Raw genomic sequence first — 23,040 nt, forward strand, 5'->3', positions numbered from 1 at the left:
GTTAAATCACCTTTGTGATTTGGCCAGCGGTTTTTATGTGTTCTGAAAAAATATAACAGCTAAATATGGTATATTATTAGGTAATGATAACGAGTTAGCGGTATGAAAAGGGGAGTTAAAATGAGTTTAAAATTTGTCTTAGGAAAAGCTAGTAAAGACCATCAAGCAAGCCTTGTTGCACAATTGAAAGCAGCGCAAATAACGGATTCAACGGCATCTTTTTTTTATCTTGTTCCCAATCATATTAAGTTCGAAGCAGAAGTTAGTATCCTTGAAGCATTAGGTAAAGACAAACTTGTCGAACAAAATATTTTTGCACAATCGAACGTTCAAGTCTTTTCGTTTACTCGATTAGCTTGGTTCTTTTTGAAGAATACGCCCTATTATCAGATTCCTCGTTTATCCCAATCTGGATTAAATATGTTAGTTTATCAATTAATTTCAGAACATGAAGATGAATTAACAATATTTCGTGGTGAAAGAACCCAAACTGGTTTTATCTCACAACTAGTCAGCCAGCTTAAAGAACTAAAAGTTGGTTGTGTGACAGTTGATGATTTAACTCAGATTGCAGAATCTTTCCCAACAACTGGGGATTTAGGTGCTAAATTACATGATTTACAAATTATCTATCGTGCGTTTGATGCAGCGATGGCAGACCGATATATTGAAAATAATGATTTATTAGCAGAACTAAGTCGTTATTTAACAGATGACGTTTTGAAGACGAGTTATTTTTATATTGACCATTTTTCTCAATTTACAGCACAAGAGCAGGAACTTGTGAATGCACTGATTAAAGGTGCCAAACAAATCACAATTGGCTTAGTCTTAGATAAAGGCAATGCACATGAAGTTGCTGAAAAATCTGACTTATTTTATAAATCAAGTCGTATGTATGTTAATTTGATTGAAAAAGCACATCAAGCTCAGATTCCAGTGTTAACGGATAGTTATGCTGAAACTAAAGTTAATCAGAATCCCGACTTATCTCGTTTGGAAGATTTTTGGATTGATTCTAGACGGTTAGTTAAAACAAAATCAGAAGTACTAAAAAATTCAGATTCTATTCAACTTTTTGAAGCCGATAGTCGATATATTGAAATTCGACAAGTGGCAACAAAAATCCGCCAGTTAGTTGCAACTAAGGGGTATCGTTATCGAGATTTTATGATTTTAACGCGACACTTAGATAGCTACGAAACGGTTATTCCGCCAGTTTTTAAAGAATTTCAAATACCCTATTTTAACGATTTACAACACGCAATGGCAGATCATCCTTTAGTCGAGTTACTGGCAGCGTTATTTGAGGTGAAAGAAAAGCATTATCAATATGGCGCAATGATGCGCTTATTAAAAACTGAATTATTAATACCACAAATAGAAAATCATACTATGCCAATTGAACAGTACCGTAGTGCTGTCGATTTAACGGAAAATATGGTTTTAAAATACGGTTTTTCTGGTTCTCAGTGGCTACGTGAAGATGATTGGACGTTCTACCGGTTCGATTTTACGGATGCAGATGAGCAACAGACGGATAAGGACCAAAATATCACAGCACAAATTAATCAAATAAGACATTTTGTTAAAGATATTTTACCGGTATTTTTCAATCAATTAGATCAGGCGACAACCGGTGAAGAAGGGGCAAAGCTAATTTATCAGTTCCTTGTTGAACAGGGTGTGACACAACGTTTGTTAAGTTGGCGAGATCGTTATTTAGCTGCTGGAAATATATCACAATCAGAAGAACCAGAACAAACTTGGCAAACGTTTGTTGGCATGTTAGATGAATATGTTGAAACGTTGGGAACTAAAACGTTCAATGCCGCTGACTTCATGGCTTTGATTCAAGCGGGGTTTGAAGGTGCAAGTTACTCACAAGTGCCATCAACATTAGATCAGGTCGTTATTTCTGAATCAGGGATGGTTCAAATGAACAACCGAAAGATTACCTTTATGATTGGATCAACTGATATGGTGATGCCAGAACAAGTTAGTCAGACACAATTATTAACAGATGATGATCGAGCACAAATGGCTAACCAATTAACTGAAGATCAATATTTAGCCGATTCGGCTATTAGTCAAATGGCAGCTGAACCCTTTTTGAATTATCTCGGTTTTTTAGGGCCACGCGAACAATTGATTTTTTCATATCCAAGTGGCAACGATGGTGAAAAAAATTTAAATCCATCGCCTTATTTAATGATGATTAAAGAACACTTCAATTTATCCGTTCAACACTTAGCTGCTAATCCTGAATTAACAGAACAATCAGTCCTAGATTTTATCGGAACAAAACGTAGTACATTATCATCATTGGTGGTTGCTAGTCGACTTGCCAAAACAACTTCAGTCCCCATGCCTAGTCCTTGGTTGTATGTGTTACGTCAATTGTCGGCTGACCCAGAAATGGGACCGTTAACGAAACAATTATTAGGAAGTTTAGCGTATAAAAATATACCTGTTAAGTTAACACCGGAAATTATAACTGATTTATATGGAACACAAATGAATACTTCGATTTCAAAATTAGAAACTTTCTATCGCAATCCATTTGAATATTTTTTACAATATGGGTTGAAATTGAAAGAACGAGACATTTTCGAGTTATCCCCTGCAAGTACGGGTGAATTTTTCCATATGGGGTTGGATGAGTTGATGAAAGTTGTGACTGAATCAAATCAAGTCTATGCCAATGTACCTAAAGCACAACTAGATGAGTATCTGAATGTAATTTTAAAAGATATGCGCGAGTTACCTCAGTTCCAAATCCTAGGTAGTTCAAGCCGAATGGGCTATATTGCTAAACAATTAAGTCTTCTATTAAAACAAGTGACACATGCTATGTGGCAACAGGGGCAACAAACAAAGATGAAGCCACTAAAAACAGAAGTCTTATTTGGTCATGTTGGTGCTGAGTCAGGATTGAAAGCCTTAGCGTATAAGTTACCAGGCGGCCGTTCAGTTAAAGTGCGTGGTAAAATTGATCGAATTGATTATATGAAGGTTGATTCAAAACAATATCTTGGAATCGTTGATTACAAATCAGGGATTCGAAAGTTTGATTTTAGTGATGCTTTCTATGGATTATCAATGCAAATGTTAACTTACTTGCAAGCATTAATTGAGAATGCAGAGGCAATTGCACCAAATACTGGCCTGAAAACTTCGGCAGCTGGTGCGGTTTACATGCACTTACAAAATCCTAAGCTAAAAATTGAAGATGTACAGAAAAAAGGATTGGATAATACGTTGTTAAAAGCAAACCAAATGGATGGGCTATTATTGGAAGATGAGCAGTTACTGAGTCATTTAGATACCGATTTTGAAGATGAATCAACAGGATTTTCATTAATTTATCCCTTTAGAAAAACGAAAAAAGGGTTCACATCACCATCAGCTCGTTCAAAAAAATTAATTTCACAATCAGATTTAGATTTCTTGTTGGTACACAATAAACAATTAATTATTGATGCGGCAACAGATATTTTCGCAGGGATAATCGATTTAAGTCCGGCTAGATGGAATGCTAAAAAAACAGCCCTACAATACTCACCATATAAATCAATATTCCAATTTGATGCGATGTTACCCGAAAATAATTACCATGAAATTAGTAAATTAAGCTGGGAAGAAATTGAAAAATGGATTATAGACGGGGAGGCAGACAGTAATGAGTAAGTTTACGTTTACACCAAATCAACAACGTGCTATCGATGAAAGTGGGACCAATATTCTTGTGTCAGCTTCTGCCGGTTCAGGTAAAACACGAGTTTTAGTTGAACGTGTCATTCAAAAAATATTAACGGGAACGGCTATTGATGACTTATTAGTTGTTACGTTTACAGATGCTGCAGCTAAAGAAATGCGTCAACGGATTCAGGTGGCACTTCAAAAGGCAATCAATGAAGCAGATAATCATGAGCAAAAACAACATTTAATGGATCAATTAATGCGCTTGCCAGTCGCAAATATTAGTACATTTGATGCATTTTGTCTTCAATTAATTAAACGCTACTATTACGTGATTGATTTAGACCCCGTTTTTAGAATGTTAACAGATGTGACCGAGGCGGCTTTATTAAGAGAAAGTGTCTGGGAAGACGTACGAGAAATGTTATATGCCAAAGACGATATCGATTTTGAGAGATTAACGCAAAATTTTTCAAATGATCGAAATGATGATGGTTTATCTGAGTTAGTTTTTAGTCTATTTACATTTGCGAGTTCAAAACCAGATCCTACCGGTTGGTTGGCTAGTTTAGCGGCAACTTATGATGTTGGCGATAATTTAATCAGTAGTTCGTTCTACCAAAAGAGCATTAAGCCATTAGTTCAAGCCAATTTAACGCAAATCCAGGCCGATTTAAAAACGGCTCTAGAGCTATCAATTCAATTTGGGTTAGAGAAACATCAAGCAGTGACTGAAGAAGAAAGTCAGATGTTGTTAGCTGTTATCCAATCTGTTGAAAATGATGGTTCTTGGAATCAAATTCGCGATAATATTCGTGGGTACGAATTGAAACGTGCGCCTAGTGTGCCAGCTAAAAATTTAGAGGATGACCAAGCTGTTGCTAAGGATCAAATTAAAGAATTAAAAGCTGGAATAAAAAAACGTTTAGCTAACTTATCAGAACAATTTTTTGTTTTAAATGAAACAGAAACACTGCATATCATGATAGAATCAAAGAAATTAATTGAAAAATTAGTCAGTGTAATTGGCTTATTTAGTGAGGCCTTCACCAAAGAAAAACGTCAGAGACATATACTTGATTTTAATGATTTGGAGCATTTAGCACTGGACATTTTAGCGAGTGATTCTGAATCTTCTGAGCAAACACAAGTTGCCCTACAAGCAAAATATGAAGAAGTTCTGGTAGATGAGTATCAGGATACTAATCAATTACAAGAAGCTATTTTGACAAGGGTAACAACGACTAATCCCGGTAATATGTTTATGGTGGGGGATGTAAAACAGTCAATATATGGTTTTAGACTGGCCGATCCTAGTTTGTTTTTAAGTAAATATCAAGCATATAAAGAAACTGATAGTAATGGAAATCGAATTATCTTAGCTGAGAATTTCCGTTCTGTAAAGAATGTAACGGATGTGACTAACCTAATTTTTACCCAGATCATGGATGAAAACGTTGGACAAATGGCCTATGATAATGATGCTAAATTGGTTTTTGGGGCAAGTTACTACCCAGATATTGAGCAAAAAGCAGAAGTATTGATTTACGAATCTGATGAACCTGAGTCTGCAGATAGACCGGATGATGATAGTGAGGCAACGAATGATCAGTTTGAAATTGATGGTAAATCTGAAGGCCAGATTGCTTTAATTGGTCAACAAATTCAAGCGTTAATCGCAGATGAAACAGAAATTTTTGACCGTGACAAATCAGAAAAACGACCTGTTGAATACCGAGATATTGCATTACTAGTCCCAACGCGTAAAAATAATTTGGTAATTATTGATCAATTTAAAAAAATGGGTATCCCAGTTGTTGTAAATGATGCGGAGAGCTATTTCCAAACAACTGAAATCAGAATTATGATGTCATTATTACGAATTATTGATAATCCCTATCAAGATATTCCATTAGTAAGTGTCCTACGATCGCCAATTGTTGGATTAGATGAAAATCAGCTAGCCTATTTACGGATTGGTAACCGAACAGATGATTACTATCAAGCGGTTTTAACTTTTTATCAAAATTTTGATACGTTTAAAGCAAGTAGTTTCGCCAAAACGCTTTATAATAAAATTGAACGTTTCTTAACACAACTTTCAGGCTTCCGTGAAATCGCACATGAGAACCAGATAGCGACTTTAATTTGGCAGATTTATCAGGATACTGGATTTCTTGATTATGTCGGAGGGATGCCAGCTGGAAGTCAGCGTCAAGCCAATTTACATGCGTTGTATAACCGAGCTCACGCTTACGAAAATAGTAGTTTTAAAGGTTTATTCCAGTTTGTACGCTTCATTGAAAAAATGCAGGAACGCGATAAGGATTTAGCTGAAGCACCTGTACAAAACGTTGCAAATGCAGTGTCAGTCATGACAATTCATGGTAGTAAGGGACTTGAATTCCCAATGGTCTTCCTGGTTGATGCGACACACCAGTTTAATCAAATGGCAATGCGAAAACCTTATTTAATTGATGATCAGGCTGGATTAGGAATAACCTATTTAAATCCTGAAAATCGGACGATGGAAGATACGTTACAAAAAACAATTGTGAAATCAGCTGCCATTGCAAAATCAGAAGCTGAAGAGATGCGATTATTGTACGTAGCCTTAACGCGTGCGGAACAACGATTATTTATTGTGGGTGCTTACACAAATAAAAAAACGGCAATTAATCATTGGCAAAAGGCATTTCAAAGCCAACAACTAGTTTTAAATGCAACAGCTCGAAGTGGCATTAAAAATTTCATGGATTGGATTGGTATGGCACTAGTTCGTCATCCTGCTTTTGATAAGTCGCTATTGTTGGATCCAGCAACATCATCATTACTATTAAGTGACGATGAAACGCAATTTAGTGTTAAATTTTATCAAAGAACAGATCTTAACCAGATGAGTAAAACGAGCGAAGAAGTCTCTGAGACGGATTGGTTAGAAACAACCACAGGTGAGATGCCTGAAACGTTTGATGATATTGATGTTAATCAAATTGATCAAGTCTTAAATTTTCAGTATCCATTTGATAATTTAACTAAAACAACTGCGTACCAAGCTGTATCGGAAGTAAAACGTCTATTCGATGATCCAGCTAATCGCGAAATGAATCAGTTGAGTATTGAAGGGCAAGGGAATCGATACGTTACAAGCGAACTTGCTGTACCGAAATTTATGCAGGGGGTTGCAACACCAACGGGAAGTGATATTGGGAGTGCAACGCATCTCATTTTACAAGAATTAGATTTAACTAGTGAGATTACTTTAGCGGTAATCCAAGCTAAGATTGAGCAATTAGTGAAGGCAAAAGTAGTCACTAAAGAGGTTGCTGCATTAATTAATGGACAACACATTGCCAATTTCTTTCAAACCGATTTAGGTAAAGAAATTTTAACTGTAGGTAACGGGGTACAACGTGAATCCCCATTTTCAATGTTACTACCAGCCAATGAGCTATTTCAAAATGTTGAGTCAAATAAGGAAAAAGTTTTGATTCATGGGATTATCGATGGTTATTTTGTAAAAGATAATATGTTGGTGGTATTTGATTATAAAACTGAAAAAGTTTCTAAAGACAATACAATAGAAGAAATCGAAAAATTGACAGCACGTTATCGTGGCCAATTGAACTTATATGGTGAAGCATTAGGGAATATGACTGGATTGAAAGTTGCGCATAAATACTTATACCTACTGTCTATTAATCAAGTTGTTGAAGTTTAAGAATTTGAAGATCTCATTTTAATGAGGTCTTTTTTTAATCAGTAAAAATAAAAGGAAGATATTTTAAGCAATTCTGATACCACTTTATGTTAAAAAATATAATAGTATTGTATATAACAAAACTTTTTTTATAAATTGGTATAGATAGAATTCCGTTAAATGAAACAAGCAATGGAAACGTTAAAAAACCCATCATGTAGGTGGATAACTAATATCCATACGATTAAATGGTATGATTGTAAGCGAATACAAATTGATTTTTTTAATAGTAATTCGTAATCGTTGTGCTATACTTAACAACATAGACGTTATGGAAACGATATTATTTTTGAGTATTTCGTAACATTTTAAAATTAAATTGGATTGCCTAGGAACAAAAGCAAAATGCTTAAGTTGTTTTTGAAATAATTTTTGCGCGTTTTTATATTATAAATGTAAGCGTTTTTCCAGAGTTCTTACAGTAATCTGATAAAAATTTAGGAGGTTTTAAAATGGTTGGAATTGTAATTGCAAGTCACGGTAAATTTTCCGAAGGCATCATGCAATCCGGTTCAATGATTTTTGGTGAACAAGAAAATGTTCAAGCTGTAACTTTCATGCCAAACGAAGGACCAGACGATTTAAAAGCTCATCTTGAAGCAGCAATTGCTACTTTTGATGATCCTGAAGAAGTCTTATTCTTAGTTGATTTATGGGGTGGATCACCATTTAATCAAGCAAACGGTTTGCTTGACGCTCATAAAGATAAATGGGCAATTGTTACAGGTTTAAACTTACCAATGTTAATTGAAGCCTATGCAGCACGCTTGTCAATGGATTCTGCACAAGAAATTGCTGCAAGTATTCTAAGTGAAGCAAAGGGTGGCGTTAAGATTAAGCCAGAAGATTTAGCACCAAAAGAAGCAGCTGTTGTTGCAACAAACAAACCTACTGGTTCAATTCCTGAAGGAACTGTAATCGGTGATGGAAAAATTAAATACGTCTTAACACGTATTGATTCACGTTTATTGCATGGACAAGTTGCGACATCATGGTCTAAATCAGTTAAGCCTGATCGTATTATCGTTGTTTCTGATAATGTTGCTAAGGATACACTTCGTAAAAACTTAATTGAACAAGCTTCACCACCTGGTATTATTGCACATGTTGTGCCAATTGCTAAGATGATTGAAGTTTCAAAAGACCCTCGTTTTGGTGGGATGAGAGCATTGCTTCTTTTTGAAAGTCCACAAGATGTGCTAACAGCAATTGAAGGCGGAATGAAATTTGACGAAGTTAACCTTGGTTCAATGGCTCATTCAGTTGGAAAAGTAGTTGTTAACAACGTATTATCAATGGGACAAGACGATGTTGATACTTTTGAAAAATTAGAAGATAAGGGTGTTAAATTTGATGTCCGTAAAGTACCTAACGATTCAAAAGATAGTATGGCTAACATTCTTAAAAAAGCTAAGAGTGAATTAGCAAAAGCTTAAATAACACAATAAAAGAAAATTAATTTAGGAGGCTTATTATGTCAGCTATATCAATGATTTTAGTAGTAATTATTGCCTTTCTAGCTGGTATGGGTGGAATTTTAGATGAATTCCAATTCCATCAACCACTAGTGGCATGTACATTAATCGGGTTAGTAACCGGTAATTTAACCGCCGGAATTGTTTTAGGTGGTACACTTCAAATGATCGCACTTGGTTGGGCTAATGTTGGGGCAGCTATTGCACCCGATGCTGCACTTGCTTCAGTTGCATCAGCAATTATTTTAGTATTAGGTGGACAAGGGACTAAAGGTGTTGGATCAGCTATCGCTATTGCTGTTCCCCTTGCCGTTGCCGGATTATTCTTAACAATGGTTGTTCGTACACTTGCTGTTCCTATTGTTCATGCAATGGATGCAGCAGCAGAACAAGGTAATATCCGTAAGTTAGAAGTATGGCATGTTCTTGCTATTTGTATGCAAGGTATCCGTATTGCTATCCCAGCCGGAGCATTACTCTTTATTCCAGCTGAAACAGTTAAAGGTTTCCTTGAATCAATGCCTGCATGGTTAACAGATGGTATGGCTATTGGTGGTGGTATGGTTGTTGCCGTTGGTTATGCACTTGTTATTAACATGATGGCTACAAAAGAAGTATGGCCATTCTTTATTCTTGGTTTCGTAGTCGCAGCTATTACTCAATTAACATTGATCGCTATTGGTGCTATCGGTGTTGCTCTTGCTCTTATTTACTTGAACCTTTCAAAAATGGGTGGTTCATCAAATGGCGGCGGTGGCAATAATACCGGTGATCCACTTGGCGAAATTCTAAACGATTATTAAACTGGAAGAAGGAGGAATATATTATGGCAGATAAAATTGAATTAACTAAAAAAGATCGATTGGCTGTAGCATGGCGTTCAACGTTTATTCAAGGTTCATGGAACTACGAACGTATGCAAAATGGTGGTTGGACATTCTCAATGATTCCAGCAATTAAAAAATTATACAAAACTAAAGAAGAACGTACGTCAGCAATGAAACGACACATGGAATTCTTTAACACTCATCCTTATCTTGCTTCACCAATCCTTGGTGTTACATTAGCACTTGAAGAAGAACGTGCTAATGGTGCTCCTATTGATGATGTTGCAATTCAAGGTGTTAAAGTTGGTATGATGGGTCCTTTGGCTGGTGTCGGCGATCCCGTATTCTGGTTTACTGTTCGTCCAATGTTAGGTGCTTTAGGTGCTTCATTGGCTATAGGTGGTAACATTATGGGACCAATCATTTTCTTCGTAGCTTGGAATATCATCCGTATGGGATTCATGTGGTATACACAAGAATTCGGTTACAGAGCTGGTTCTAAGATTTCTGAAGATATGTCAGGTGGCTTATTACAAGATGTTACTAAAGGTGCTTCGGTACTGGGAATGTTCGTTTTAGCCGCATTAGTAGAACGTTGGGTTTCAATTAAATTTACGCCAGTTATTTCAACAGTTAAGTTGGATAAAGGTGCTTATATTGATTTTGATAACCTCCATGGTGGAAAAGGCATGCAAACAGCTATGCAACAAGCTAGCGATGGTTTAGCTCTTTCACCAAATAAAGTAACAACATTACAAAATAACTTGGATCAATTAATTCCAGGTTTAGCAGCATTATTATTAACATTCTTATGTATGTGGTTACTTAAGAAAAAAGTTTCACCAATTGTTATTATTCTAGGTTTATTCATAGTTGGTATCGGTGGACACGTACTTGGAATTTTATAAAATTTCAAAAAAACTCAGGAATTTTCCTGGGTTTTTTTATATGGTTCAATGCAGTTAATTAAGGTATAATAAGATAACGTCAAAAAACATTGGAGTCGAAATACTATGGTCCAGTCAATTAATACAAAGGTAGACTTAACAATCGATGCAACTGCTTTCACAGGTTTAACTGATTATGGTAAAATCATGATTGGTGATAAAGGGTTTGAATTTTATAATGACCGTGATGCGCGTAAGTTTATCCAAATTCCATGGGATGAAGTTGATCAAGTTATCGCGTCTGTGATGTTTAAAGGACGATGGATTCCGAGATATGCAATTAAAACGAAGAAAAATGGAACATTTACTTTTGCGTCTAAAAAACCAAAAATGGTATTACGTGCAATGCGTAACTATGTTGATCCAGCTCATATGGTTCAATCACTTGGAATGGGCGATGTTTTAAAACGATCAGTTAAATCAATTTTTAATAAAAAAAGTAAAAATAAGTAATCAAAAAAACATTCTCATTGAGAATGTTTTTTTAGTAGATTAAAATATTTAAACGGAATTCTTCAAAACCATTATCAATTTGAAGTTCGTCGTCTTCGAATGTTAATTTCTTATAGGGTCCACCAGTTAAATAGGTGGCAATTTTATAATTAGGTAGTTCTGCCATAATATTATGAACTTGTAATGTATCTTCTTTTGGCAGGTAACCAAGTTTTCGCATGACAGCTTGATCATCTTCAAAATAAAGTGCAATACGACTATTTTCATTGAATGATACAACATCTTCCTTTAAAGATAATTTATCAAATGACAAATCGACGGGATATTTCCAAACTTCAAGTTCTTCGTAATCAATAAGAAGGAGTAACTGAATATTAGATTCTAAATCCTCATCTCGCCACCCTTTATTAATATTTTCATTTTTAGTTATTGTTTGTAAGACGACCTTAAAGTTTTGATTATAAAGTGATAAGTCATCAATTTCAGCATCAAGGTACCAAGGATGATTATTTTTAATTTCAAAATAGGGACTAATTGGGTATTTTTTTGAGTCAGACATTTGATTCACCTCTTTCGAACAATTGCTTTAAGTATATCCTATAATAGGTTAAAATGCAGTTCCTTTCGATTTCTGGTAGTTAGTCTTTATCTATTGTCAGATTGTGTCCCATTTAAGATAAGGCAATCATGTTCCTTAATGAAATTAATAAACCTAACTGATAATCGTTCCCAATTAGCTTATACTTAAATGATTGGAAATGGAGTGAATCATTTGATGAATAGTCGTGCATTAAAAGTAGGGATGGCCTTATCAACGAAATTAAATATTTTAAGAGCAGGGGTGTTAGGTGCTAATGATGGCATTATCTCAGTTGCAGGCGTTATTCTGGGGATGGCCGGTGCTAGTCAAGGCAAGTACTATCTTGTCTTAGCTGGACTCGCTGGTATGTTTGCAGGAGCGTTTTCAATGGCTGGTGGTGAATATGTCTCAGTTTCTGCACAAAGAGATACACAAAAATCGATTATCCATTCAGCTGAAAAAAAGTTAAAAGATAATCGTGAATTTGAAATTGAACGATTAATTAATATTTATCAAGCAAAGGGATTCTCGCGGATGGTCGCAACGGATGTAGTTAATGAGCTAATGTCTCAAAATGAACTAGAAAATTACTGTAAAGAAGTTAATAATATTGATGTTGGTGAGTACTTGAATCCGTGGCATGCAGCAATGTCATCAATGACGTCTTTTGTAGTTGGCTCGCTAGTTCCATTATTGTTAATAGCGATACTCCCAGCTGAGTTTATGATTCCGCTGACGGTTATTGGCGTTGCTTTGGCTTTACTTTTAACAGGGGCAGTAAGCGGGATATTAGGGCGTAATAATATTAGGCACGCCATGGTAAGAAATGTTTTTGTTGGATTAGTGACAATGGCTGTAACTTATTATATTGGCGGTTTATTTGGTTAAAAACCTACCCTTTTTAAAAAAAAGAGGTATGCTTATCTAAAAGAGGTGTTGTTGATGTTTCCGGAAAGATTAAAAGCATTGCGCAGAGGTAGTGGCTTAACGCTAACCCAATTAGCTGTTGGATTAAATCAATCTCAAAAATCGAATCATAACTTGAATTCTGGTCCACAGATTGGTAGTTGGGAGCGTGGTATTAATACGCCTTCTTATCTTGAAGTCAGAAAATTGGCCGAATTCTTTCACGTTTCAATTGATTTTTTAGTTGGTCAAACTAATGATGAATTGATTGATCTTGAAGATTTATTCGCACGGACGGCAACACTTTCATATCGCGATAAAATTTTATCAGGTAGTGATCGTTATGAAGTTATTCAAATGATTCAAGGATATTTAATGGGTAAATACCAGCCATATAATCTGGAAGAAAATGATGATTTAGCGTTACCACTTGAAGATGAAAATAACTAAATAAAAGCGCTATTTTAGAATTTATTTTTACAATTAGACGTGATATAATTTAGGTGGCTCTTCAAATCAAATGAAGTTGATGAGTGTTTTCGGAAACGATATCAACTGGGACGATTTGAGGGTCATAAATAGAACGTGTCAACAGACACAAGGAGGATTTTATTCATGGAACAAGGTACAGTAAAATGGTTTAACGCAGATAAAGGTTTTGGTTTCATTACTCGCGAAGATGGTAGTGATGTATTCGTACATTTCTCAGCTATCCAAGGTGACGGTTTTAAAACATTAGACGAAGGTCAAAAAGTAACTTTTGACGTTGAAGATAGTGACCGTGGACCACAAGCAGTAAACGTAAACAAAGACTAATTTAAAATCTAAACAACTTACCATTTAGGTGAGTTGTTTTTTTATGCAAAAAAGCAGGCCGTCAATCCCCGATTGACGGCCTGCTTTTCATTATTCGCGTGTTGTATTGATTTTTGTATCGGCTGTTAAAGTATTTCCAGTTTTAGCTGGAACCAAGCCAAGTGTGGAACGTAACTTATCAGTGATACGTTGTTTTTCAGTTTCACTGGCAATTTCAAATGCTTCGCCATTGACCATTGTTCCTGTACCTTGTAGATAATCTGAATGCGAATGATGCGTTGCCTTACGATAATTAGTACCTAAGACGGTAAGATCATTGAATGTTAAATCAGTTTTCATTTGAGATGACATTGTATTTAAAAATTTATCATCTAATAAATTTTGAAGCTGTGTACTTTTTAGAGCCACTGCCATAATAATTTGACGTTGGCGTTTTTGACGACCGTAATCACCAAGAGGATCATCATATCTCATTCGAGCATACGAAAGGGCTTGTTTACCGTTAACGTGAGTTTTAACGCCTTTTTTGAAGCTGGCACCATTATAAGAAAAAGATAGTGGTGGATTCACGTCAACACCGTCAACAGCGTCAACTAGTGATTCTAAACCGCCCATGTTGATTGTTGCGTAGAAATCGATGGGTACATTAAAATATTTTTCAACAGTTTTAACTGCAGTTGCGGCACCACCATAAGCATAGGCAGCATTTATTTTACTTGGGAAATCCGATTCATGGTCTGAAACGGCAACTTCGGTATCACGCGGTAAACTAATTAAGGTCATTGATTCTGTTTTAGGGTTAAGTGTGGCAACAATTAACGTATCTGTTCGACCACCAGTTTTAGCACGACCCAAGGCACCATCATCAGAACCTAAAAGTAAAATTGAAATAGGATGTTCCTTTTCCAAAACCGCTGCAACGTTTCTAGTTTTAGCAATTTTAGTAGAAGTATAGATTTTGTCAGCTGCATTTTTAGCATTTGAGTATTTATGGTACGCATAAACGCCACCGCAGATAGCAGCGATGATTATAATGAGTAACCAAATTAAACGACGACGTTTCTTGTTTTGCTTTTTATTCTTTCTTTCGCGCTTTGGTAAAGGCAGATGATTAGTTGCTTCCTGATGCAGTTGTTGTTCTTTATGATAGTCTTCTCGACGACTTGACATTGAAATGTTCCCCTTTATTAATAATTAATGTTCGCCAATAAAAAAGCCAGCAATTAAAATGACTAAAACGATGACGGTAATTTTAACGTATAGATAATCTTTTTCTTTGTAGAAAGCATAAATTGAAATAACGACACGAAGAATTGGTGTTAGTATTAAGCAAAATAGTCCAAGCATCATAATTGCGTAAGGTTTAAGTGCGACAATTCCAGAAATGATAGCAGAAAATGAAGTTGGAAATGTATTACCTGGATAGCCTGTTGAACCTGTAACTAAGGATAGGATAAGACCAATAATCATAATTATCGCAGAAATGAAAACGCCAATTCTTAATATTTGACCAATCATTAATTCAATTTTTGCCATTTCGGCTGATGTGTTATTTTTTTCATTCATCATTAGATAGATACCCCGAATCCTTTTAGAATCATCTGAATGCTGACATACAATAGTACAGGTACAAAAATGAGACGAATTATTTTTGCGGGTAGGTATTGCATTGTACGTGAGCCAATTGATGAGCCAACTAAAATTCCTAGCGCTAACGGAACCGCAATATCAGGTCTAATTGAACCATTGAAAAAGTAGACGGTCGCACTTGCAGCAGCGGTGACACCCATCATTAAGTTACTTGTTGAACTTGATGGTTTCAATGGCATTTTCATTGCAGTATCCATCGCCATAACTTTGAAAATACCAGATCCGATTCCTAACAATCCACTGGCAACTCCAGCGCCAAGCATAATCGCCATCCCACCTGGGACATTTTCGACTTGATAATCAACTTGTTTTTTAAGTTGTTTATCATAGTACGAACTGTTCAGTTTAAATTTGGTAGATAAATAATCAGGTTCAGCTGACTTTAAAACTTCTTCACCCACAAAAATTTTTTTAAGCATGTTGTAAACAGAAAGTAGCAAAAAAGCACCGAATAAAATGAAGAGAAAGGATGTATTAAAGACTCCTGTTAAGAGTGCCCCACAAATCGCACCAATGGTCGTTGCGATTTCTAAAAACATGGCGACCCTTAAATTTAAAACGTCATCTTTTAGAAACGCAATTGTAGCACCAGAACTCGTTGCGATAACGGCAATGATACTAGCACCAATAGCGTATTTAATATCTAATCCCATCATTAAAGTTAAGACTGGGGTGACAATGATGCCGCCACCTAATCCTAAGATAGATCCTAGAGCACCTGCCACAAGACCAGCGGCAAGCATAAGCAGTAGCGTATTCATTATTTATTTCCAACTCTTTTCTAAATTTATAAAGATAGCCTATTTTACCATAAACTGACATAAAATTGAGCATTTGCTTGATTTCTGTATGAATTCTTAAAGATTTTGGTAACTAACTTTAAACAAATTAAAAAATATGATAAATTATGTGGATAAAATAGACTGTAATTAAGAGGTTAGAGTGATGAATAATAAGAACAAACTTTTTGGAGTAGCCATTATGGGCAGTGGACTATTCGCGATATTGACACTATTAATAGTAACCAAAAATAATTTTATCTATGGTATAGATAATGATATCGCTGCAATTGTTAGGTTTCATCCGACGTCACAACTAGATCAAGTGATGCAGGTAATCAGTTGGCTAAGTAGTCCGATGATGATAGGGTTGTATTCAGTCATTTTAATGATTATTTTATATAAATTACGAAGCAGTGTACTCGCTATTTGGACGGGGATGACCATAATGACTGGAGCACTGTTAATTAAGCTCATTAAAAGTAGCGTCCAAAGACCTCGACCAATGGGGCATGGATCAATTAGTGGATTCAGTTTTCCCAGTGGACATACATTCGGAGTGACATTATTTTGTCTAACAATAACGAGTATTATGCTAGTAGAATTTAAGTATAGTAAACAATTTTTGATTAATTGCTTATTAGTGATATGGATAATAATGATTATGATTTCAAGAGTATACTTACAAGCTCATTTTCCGACGGATACGATAGGTGCTGTTTTATTAGCAGTAATTTGGATAGCTATTGCACGTGTCGTATATCTAAAAATTTCGAATAAATTAAAATTGAGGGCTAAAAAATGAATCAATATGAAACGAAACGGTTAGTGGTACGTCCGTTACGCTCATCAGACACAAATGACATATATGAATATGCTTGTGATGCACAGGTCGGTCAGATGGCTGGGTTTTTACCCGTTCATTCTTTGGCAGAAGCTAGTTTGTTTGTTGCGACGCTACAAAAACAAAGTATATTTGCGATTGAGTGTAAAGAAAATCAAAAAGTGGTCGGTAATATCGGTTTATATGAAGTAGTTGATGAGGGGCAAGAACCTAGTTTGGTAGTTAAAGAGGTTGGCTATGCGTTAAATCCTAGTTTTAAGAATCAAGGGATAATGACTGAAGTAGTTCAAGGGCTTTTAACGATGGCTCAGGCGTCAGGTTTAGAACGCATAATCGGTGTGACAACTATTGAAAATAAAGCATCTATCAAAGTATTAAAAAAATCAAATTTTAAATTTATTGAAAAAAGAGCGGTTCCATTACTTTTTCAGCCTGCTGACTTAATTAATGAAATCGTTTATGCGGTTGATTTTAAATAATAAATACCAATTGTCAACGACATATGGTATCCTTGATTCGTATATATAGAACTATTTGAAAATTAATCAACCGGGGGTAGCTGAATATGCAATTAACAAAAGGATTTGAACAAGCAGCGTGTATTATTTCTTTATTGGCAACGCAAGATAAAGGTGTGCCAATTTCATCGCAAGTAATCAACGCTCGTCTTGGTGGTTCACAAACTTATCTTCGTAAAATTATGCGTAAGTTAGTCGTTGCAGGGCTTGTGAAATCTGTTTCAGGTAATAATGGTGGTTTTACGTTAGCAAGGGATGCTAAGGATATCAATTTGTTAGAAATTGTGGAGGCTACGGAAGGTAAGATTGAAACCTATCCAAACTTCGGTTTCTTTGATCGTGTGTTTCGTGAATTTAAACAAGATACAGAAAAAGCAACCGTCGTCATAAATAGTGTTTTTGCTGAAGCAGATAAACGTTGGGCTAATTATTTAGAGTCACAAACAGTTTATCAACTAATTGCTGCAACGTTTGACGAAACTGAAATTCCTTTAATTAATTGGAATGAAGAAGATATCAGTGGTCAACGTAAATTAATCATTCAAAAAATTGTCGAAAATGTAACAGGAAACCATAAATAACGAAACCATTATTAACCATAACTGGGTTAATAATGGTTTTTTATTTAGGCTTACATTTGGTAAGTTTAAACCATAGTCATTTATTTGTGAAAATGCTATCATGGATACTACTAAAACAAATTCGGAGGAAATCTAATGACAGATAATAAATATTATGGCGCAGATGCCATTGTTGATAGTTTAATAAATCATGATGTGAAATATGTATTTGGTATTCCTGGTGCAAAAATTGATCGTGTTTTTGAAAAATTGGAACATCCGACGAATTCTAAGTCACCAGAATTAATCATTACACGACATGAACAAAATGCAGCATTTATGGCTGCTGGGATTGGTCGTATTACAGGTAAACCAGGGGTTGTTTTAACAACTTCCGGACCTGGTGCAAGTAATTTGGCAACGGGTGTTGTGACGGCTACGGCAGAAGGTGATCCTGTTCTTGCCATTTCTGGTCAAGTGAAGCGTTCAGATTTAACGAGACTAACGCATCAAAGTATGAATAATACGGCATTATTTGAACCAATCACTAAATATAGCGCAGAGGTCCAAGAACCTGAGAATATTTCGGAAGTGATTGCTAATGCTTATCAAGAAGCTGAAGCTGCAAAGCAGGGGGCAAGTTTCGTCAGTATTCCCCAAGATGTAACAGACTCAGAAGTAAAAACAAAAGTTATCCAACCTTTAATGGCGCCTAAATTAGGTCCCGCTAGCCCAGTAGAGAGTACACTTTTAGCACAAGAAATTAAAGCGGCAAAGTTGCCTGTTTTACTGGTAGGAATGCGGGCATCTTCACCAGAAGTAACAAAAGCTATTCGTAATTTAGTTGAAGCAACTAATTTGCCTGTTGTGGAAACATTCCAAGCTGCCGGTGTGATATCGCGTGAATTAGTTGGTGATTTCTTTGGTCGTGTCGGCTTATTCAGAAATCAACCAGGGGATCAATTACTTAAAAAGAGCGATTTAGTTATTACAATTGGCTATGATCCTATTGAATATGAACCACGTAACTGGAATGCAGAAGGAACAGCTAATATTGTTGTTGTCGACGATATGCGTTCAGAGATTGATCATAATTTCCAACCAAAAAAAGAGTTAGTGGGCGACATCGCGCAAACGCTTGAATTTTTATTACCATACATGAAAGGTTATCAAATGGTCTTTGAATCTCGTGAATATTTAGATGGATTACAAGAAAAATTACAAGCAAGGGATGAAGCACCTGTTGTGACGAGTGATACATTGACGAGTCATCCATTAAGCATTATTCAAGAATTACAAAAACGTGTTTCAGATGAAATGACTGTGACGGTTGATGTGGGTAGTTTCTACATTTGGATTGCACGACATTTTAGAAGTTATGAACCTCGTCATCTATTGTTTAGTAACGGGATGCAAACGTTGGGAGTTGCTTTGCCTTGGGCAATTTCAGCGGCCTTAGTTCGACCTAATACACAAATTGTCTCAATTTCTGGAGATGGTGGGTTCTTATTTTCAGCCCAAGATTTGGAAACAGCAGTTCGTTTAAATTTAAATATTGTTCATATTATTTGGAATGATGGGCACTATGACATGGTTAAATTCCAAGAAGAAATGAAATATGGTCAATCTGCCGGTGTGAATTTTGGTGCAGTTGATTTTGTGAAATATGCGGAAAGTTTTGGTGCAAAAGGCTTACGCGTTGAAAAAGCACAAGATCTAGCTGGAATATTAGATGAAGCATTTTCAACTAATGGTCCTGTTATTGTTGATATACCGGTTGATTATAAAGATAATCAAGAATTAGGACAATCAATTTTAATGGATCAATTATACTAAAATAATTGTGAAGAGAGGACGATACCATGCAAGATGAAAAAAAGGTTTATCAACACGGAACACTAGCAACATTAATTGAAGGTTTGTACGAAGGTACATTGAGTATTGGAGAATTATTGAAACATGGAGATTATGGGATTGGAACCGTCGGTGATTTAGATGGTGAAATGATTGTGATTGACGGAAAAGCTTTTCAAATCACAGCAGAAGGTCAAGTTAATCAAATTAGTGATGATGTTCTTGTTCCATTTGCGACAGTCCATTTTAATCAACCAGATGCATCTATTCAATTTGAAAATGTGGCAGGAAATGTTTTGGAAGAGCAATTGCTTGAATTATATCCTTATCAAAATTTATTTTTTAGTGTCCTTATCAAAGGAACATTTAGTAAAATGAGTACACGATCTGTTGCTAAGCAGAGTAAACCGTATCCAGAATTAACTGCGGTAACTGCCAAACAATCAGAATTTGAAGAAGAAAATATTGATGGAACAGCTATCGGGTACTTCACGCCTGAGTTATTTCAAGGGATTGGCGCAGCAGGATTTCATATTCATTTTTTATCTGATGAACATAAAATGGGTGGACATATTTTAGATTATCATTTAAAAAACGGGGTTGTGAGTTTACAACCATTTAGTTCGATTGAACAACACTTTCCAATCGAAAATGAAGCTTTTTTAAAAGATGAAATGGATATTGAAAAGTTACATGATGAAATTAATATAGCTGAAAATTAAGATACAACTTGCAAAATATCAGTGAATTGATTATAGTAAGAATTATCGAAAGAAGAGGATGCAGTTTTCATAAGTATGTTTAATGAAGCAATTAAGTGCTGAAGAAGTTAAACTGAAAGGGTGAACTGCCGAAGTGGATGCTAACTTAGATTTAGTGACTGCTGGGGTCTGATTTAATAAGTCAGAAACTGTCGTGATTATATAGTAATCACGGGGCGCTTATAACGATTTGACTGAGTCTATTAATCTGAGTCTTTTTGTATAACGCGTAATAGTGTTGTACAAAAGGGCTCTTTTCTTTTCTCAATTTTAAAAATCACGAGTGCTCCTCTATATATAGGGGGGATTTCATATGGCAGAACAAGAAGGTATGCACCGAGAGTTAAAAACAAGACACTTATCAATGATTGCCTTGGGTGGAAGTATTGGAACAGGATTATTCGTTGCGAGTGGGTCAGCAATTTCGAAGGCAGGGCCAGGTGGTGCGTTACTGGCATACATTGGAATTGGAATTATGGTTTACTTTTTAATGACTAGTTTAGGTGAAATGGCAACTTATTTACCAGTTTCAGGGTCGTTTGCAGTTTATTCAACACGATTTGTTGATCCTGCAATGGGTTTTGCAATGGGCTGGAATTACTGGTTTAACTGGGCAATTACATTAGCTGTTGATATTAGTACAGCTGCATTGGTTATGCAATTTTGGTTGCCAGATGTACCAGGATGGATTTTTAGTACAATCTCGTTAGTTATTATTTTTGCAATTAATGCGTTGTCAGTTAAATCATTTGGTGAAACAGAATATTGGTTATCAATTATTAAAGTGGTGACTGTCATTGTCTTCTTAATCGTTGGTGTATTGACTATATTTGGTATTCTAGGCGGGCATGCAACCGGGCTTGAAAACTTTACAATGAAGAAAGCGCCATTTGTTGGTGGTGTTCCAATGATTCTAAGTGTATTCGTCGTTGCTGGTTTCTCTTTCCAAGGGACTGAATTAATCGGTATTACGGCAGGAGAATCTGAAACACCTGAAAAGAGTATTCCGAAAGCAATTAAACAAGTATTTTGGCGGATTTTATTATTCTATATTTTTGCTATTTTTATCATTGCAGCAATTATTCCGTATACAAGTCCAGATTTACTCGGATCAAGCGCATCAGATATTTCAATTAGTCCATTTACATTGGTCTTTCAAAGAGCTGGTTTAGCTTCTGCAGCAAGTGTTATGAATGCAGTTATCTTAACGTCAGTACTTTCAGCTGCAAACTCGGGGATGTACGCATCAACTCGGATGCTTCATTCACTTGCAGAGCAAGGTTACGCTCCTAAAAAGTTTAAACAAACGAATAGTCGTGGTATTCCAATGGCAGCACTAGTAGGAACGACATTTATCGGATTACTCACATTTTTAGCAAGTGTTTTTGGAGCAAAAGTTTATGTGTTTCTACTTAGTGCTAGTGGGTTAACTGGATTTATTGCCTGGCTAGGAATTGCAATCTCACACTACAGATTTAGAAAAGCGTTCAAAGCGCAAGGACATGAAGTGTCAGAATTAAAGTATTCTGCAAAATGGTTCCCAGTGGGTCCCATTTTAGCACTTGTTCTTTGTATTTTAGTTATTCTTGGACAAGACATTCAATCATTTAAAAACTTTGATTGGGAAGCAATATCGGTTAGTTATATGAGTATTCCGTTATTTGTTGTCTTGTACACATATTATAAAATACGCTATAAAACAAAATTAATTCCATTGAAAGATGTAGATTTATCAAAGAAATGAGGCACATTTTGACTAGAAAAAAATGGATGATGATGGCAGTAATGATGTGTGCACTATTAATAGGTGCATGCGGTAAGAAAACGGATACGACCCCTAGCCATAAAACTGTAAAAGTCACACAAAAAAGTGAGTTACCAAAAGGTGTAAAGGCAAATGATTGGAATTTAATATTAGTTAATTCAGAGCATAAACTCAAGCAAGAATTGGATTTTAAACAGAAAATAGATGGAAACGTTATTGTAAATTCAAAAATTGAGAGTGCTTTAAATGATTTTGTATCAGCAGCAAATAAGGCCGGGTATAAGGCGTCGTTGGTATCTGGGTATCGATCAATTAGCTACCAAAAAGAGGTCTATGCAGATTCAATTAAAAGCTATGAAAATTCGGGAAAGTCGGTTGCTGAGGCCAAACAATTAACAAAAGAATATGTAGCAGAACCAGGATCAAGCGAACATCACACTGGACTAGCAGTCGATATGATGTCATCAAATTGGTATGCCAAACATAATGATTTAGACAATAGTAGTGAAACAGATAAGGGCCAAAAATGGTTAATCAACCATGCGGTAAATTATGGATTTATATTGAGATTCCCGAAAGATAAAGAAAAATCGACTAAAATTGATTATGAAACATGGCATTTCCGCTATGTTGGTAAAAGTAATGCGAAATATATAGTTAAGCATCATCTTTCATTAGAAGAGTATATCGATTTACTTAATAAAGCGGGTAAGAATTAAACTTGCAATTTAATAAAACAACGCTTATTATTAGAGTAATAAATAAACACGGAAAACGTTATAAGTAGGCATTTAAGAGACGTAATGGTGGTGGGAATTACGAAGCTGAAAATCCGGCGTGAAT

General features: G+C 35.7%; 20 protein-coding genes and 1 riboswitch. Of the genes, 16 read left to right on the forward strand and 4 right to left on the reverse strand.

From position 1 onward, the window contains the following. The first annotated feature begins 120 nt into the window (after positions 1–120). The 6 genes from ACE83Q_RS06815 to ACE83Q_RS06840 all read left to right on the forward strand — a co-directional run bounded on the left by ACE83Q_RS06815 (position 121) and on the right by ACE83Q_RS06840 (position 11,164). Positions 121–3,690, forward strand: coding sequence for a PD-(D/E)XK nuclease family protein (locus ACE83Q_RS06815; protein ID WP_409021989.1), 3,570 nt, complete (start codon positions 121–123; stop codon positions 3,688–3,690). Further along, positions 3,683–7,423, forward strand: a complete 3,741-nt coding sequence (gene addA / locus ACE83Q_RS06820; protein WP_409021991.1) for a helicase-exonuclease AddAB subunit AddA — start codon at positions 3,683–3,685, stop codon at positions 7,421–7,423. Before ACE83Q_RS06815 ends, addA begins: the two co-directional genes overlap by 8 nt. A 491-nt stretch (positions 7,424–7,914) precedes the next feature. Continuing rightward, entirely contained in the window at positions 7,915–8,898 is a 984-nt protein-coding gene (locus tag ACE83Q_RS06825; RefSeq protein ID WP_409021992.1) for a mannose/fructose/sorbose PTS transporter subunit IIA, read from the forward strand. Positions 8,899–8,936: 38 nt separating this feature from the next. Then, complete coding sequence (locus ACE83Q_RS06830; RefSeq protein ID WP_409021993.1) at positions 8,937–9,740, forward strand: PTS mannose/fructose/sorbose transporter subunit IIC; 804 nt, start codon at positions 8,937–8,939, stop codon at positions 9,738–9,740. 23 nt (positions 9,741–9,763) lie between these two features. Further along, the gene (locus ACE83Q_RS06835; protein WP_409021994.1) at positions 9,764–10,672 is read left to right on the forward strand and encodes a PTS system mannose/fructose/sorbose family transporter subunit IID; all 909 of its coding nucleotides are present in this window, start codon (positions 9,764–9,766) and stop codon (positions 10,670–10,672) included. Between the two features lie 105 nt (positions 10,673–10,777). After that, on the forward strand, positions 10,778–11,164 hold the full coding sequence (locus tag ACE83Q_RS06840; protein WP_409021995.1) for a DUF956 family protein: 387 nt from the start codon (positions 10,778–10,780) through the stop codon (positions 11,162–11,164). Positions 11,165–11,195: 31 nt separating this feature from the next. Here the strand turns inward: ACE83Q_RS06840 and ACE83Q_RS06845 are convergent, their stop codons facing one another. Then, positions 11,196–11,723: a hypothetical protein gene (locus ACE83Q_RS06845; protein ID WP_409021996.1), complete on the reverse strand. Its 528-nt coding sequence runs from the start codon at positions 11,721–11,723 to the stop codon at positions 11,196–11,198. Positions 11,724–11,912: 189 nt separating this feature from the next. On the opposite strand from ACE83Q_RS06845, the gene ACE83Q_RS06850 reads away from it, so the two are divergent. From ACE83Q_RS06850 to ACE83Q_RS06860, 3 genes are all read left to right on the forward strand, one after another. Next, on the forward strand, positions 11,913–12,632 hold the full coding sequence (locus ACE83Q_RS06850) for a VIT family protein (protein ID WP_409021997.1): 720 nt from the start codon (positions 11,913–11,915) through the stop codon (positions 12,630–12,632). 54 nt (positions 12,633–12,686) lie between these two features. Further along, positions 12,687–13,100, forward strand: a complete 414-nt coding sequence (locus ACE83Q_RS06855) for a helix-turn-helix domain-containing protein (protein WP_409021998.1) — start codon at positions 12,687–12,689, stop codon at positions 13,098–13,100. A 165-nt stretch (positions 13,101–13,265) separates the two neighbouring features. Further along, positions 13,266–13,466: a cold-shock protein gene (locus ACE83Q_RS06860; RefSeq protein WP_112251328.1), complete on the forward strand. Its 201-nt coding sequence runs from the start codon at positions 13,266–13,268 to the stop codon at positions 13,464–13,466. A gap of 90 nt (positions 13,467–13,556) precedes the next feature. Here ACE83Q_RS06860 and ACE83Q_RS06865 read toward each other — a convergent pair whose 3' ends face one another. The 3 genes from ACE83Q_RS06865 to ACE83Q_RS06875 are packed head-to-tail and all read right to left on the reverse strand — an operon-like array spanning position 13,557 to position 15,877. Then, a complete protein-coding gene (locus ACE83Q_RS06865; RefSeq protein ID WP_409021999.1) occupies positions 13,557–14,636 on the reverse strand; it encodes an LCP family protein in 1,080 nt (359 codons plus the stop codon). Between the two features lie 24 nt (positions 14,637–14,660). Continuing rightward, positions 14,661–15,035, reverse strand: a complete 375-nt coding sequence (locus ACE83Q_RS06870; RefSeq protein ID WP_409022000.1) for a DUF1634 domain-containing protein — start codon at positions 15,033–15,035, stop codon at positions 14,661–14,663. Beyond that, positions 15,035–15,877: a sulfite exporter TauE/SafE family protein gene (locus ACE83Q_RS06875; protein ID WP_409022001.1), complete on the reverse strand. Its 843-nt coding sequence runs from the start codon at positions 15,875–15,877 to the stop codon at positions 15,035–15,037. Before ACE83Q_RS06875 ends, ACE83Q_RS06870 begins: the two co-directional genes overlap by 1 nt. A 184-nt stretch (positions 15,878–16,061) precedes the next feature. Between ACE83Q_RS06875 and ACE83Q_RS06880 the strand changes: the two genes are divergently transcribed. From ACE83Q_RS06880 to ACE83Q_RS06910, 7 genes are all read left to right on the forward strand, one after another. Then, on the forward strand, positions 16,062–16,700 hold the full coding sequence (locus ACE83Q_RS06880; protein ID WP_409022002.1) for a phosphatase PAP2 family protein: 639 nt from the start codon (positions 16,062–16,064) through the stop codon (positions 16,698–16,700). After that, positions 16,697–17,218 carry a GNAT family N-acetyltransferase gene (locus tag ACE83Q_RS06885; protein WP_409022003.1) on the forward strand — a complete coding sequence of 174 codons (522 nt, stop codon included), beginning with the start codon at positions 16,697–16,699 and terminating at the stop codon, positions 17,216–17,218. Before ACE83Q_RS06880 ends, ACE83Q_RS06885 begins: the two co-directional genes overlap by 4 nt. Before the next feature lie 86 nt (positions 17,219–17,304). Continuing rightward, a complete protein-coding gene (locus tag ACE83Q_RS06890) occupies positions 17,305–17,838 on the forward strand; it encodes an Rrf2 family transcriptional regulator (protein WP_409022004.1) in 534 nt (177 codons plus the stop codon). 135 nt (positions 17,839–17,973) lie between these two features. After that, positions 17,974–19,653 (forward strand): acetolactate synthase AlsS, encoded by a 1,680-nt coding sequence (gene alsS, locus ACE83Q_RS06895; protein WP_409022005.1) that lies wholly within the window; start codon positions 17,974–17,976, stop codon positions 19,651–19,653. A gap of 26 nt (positions 19,654–19,679) precedes the next feature. Next, positions 19,680–20,393, forward strand: a complete 714-nt coding sequence (gene budA, locus ACE83Q_RS06900; protein ID WP_409022006.1) for an acetolactate decarboxylase — start codon at positions 19,680–19,682, stop codon at positions 20,391–20,393. Between the two features lie 44 nt (positions 20,394–20,437). After that, positions 20,438–20,622: riboswitch (Lysine riboswitch) on the forward strand. A gap of 123 nt (positions 20,623–20,745) precedes the next feature. Further along, positions 20,746–22,176, forward strand: a complete 1,431-nt coding sequence (locus ACE83Q_RS06905; protein ID WP_409022007.1) for an amino acid permease — start codon at positions 20,746–20,748, stop codon at positions 22,174–22,176. 8 nt (positions 22,177–22,184) lie between these two features. Beyond that, a complete protein-coding gene (locus ACE83Q_RS06910) occupies positions 22,185–22,916 on the forward strand; it encodes a M15 family metallopeptidase (RefSeq protein ID WP_409022008.1) in 732 nt (243 codons plus the stop codon). The last annotated feature ends 124 nt before the right edge of the window (positions 22,917–23,040 follow it).

Origin of the sequence: Dellaglioa kimchii, assembly GCF_046115505.1 — a bacterium.
GTDB lineage: Bacteria > Bacillota > Bacilli > Lactobacillales > Lactobacillaceae > Dellaglioa > Dellaglioa kimchii.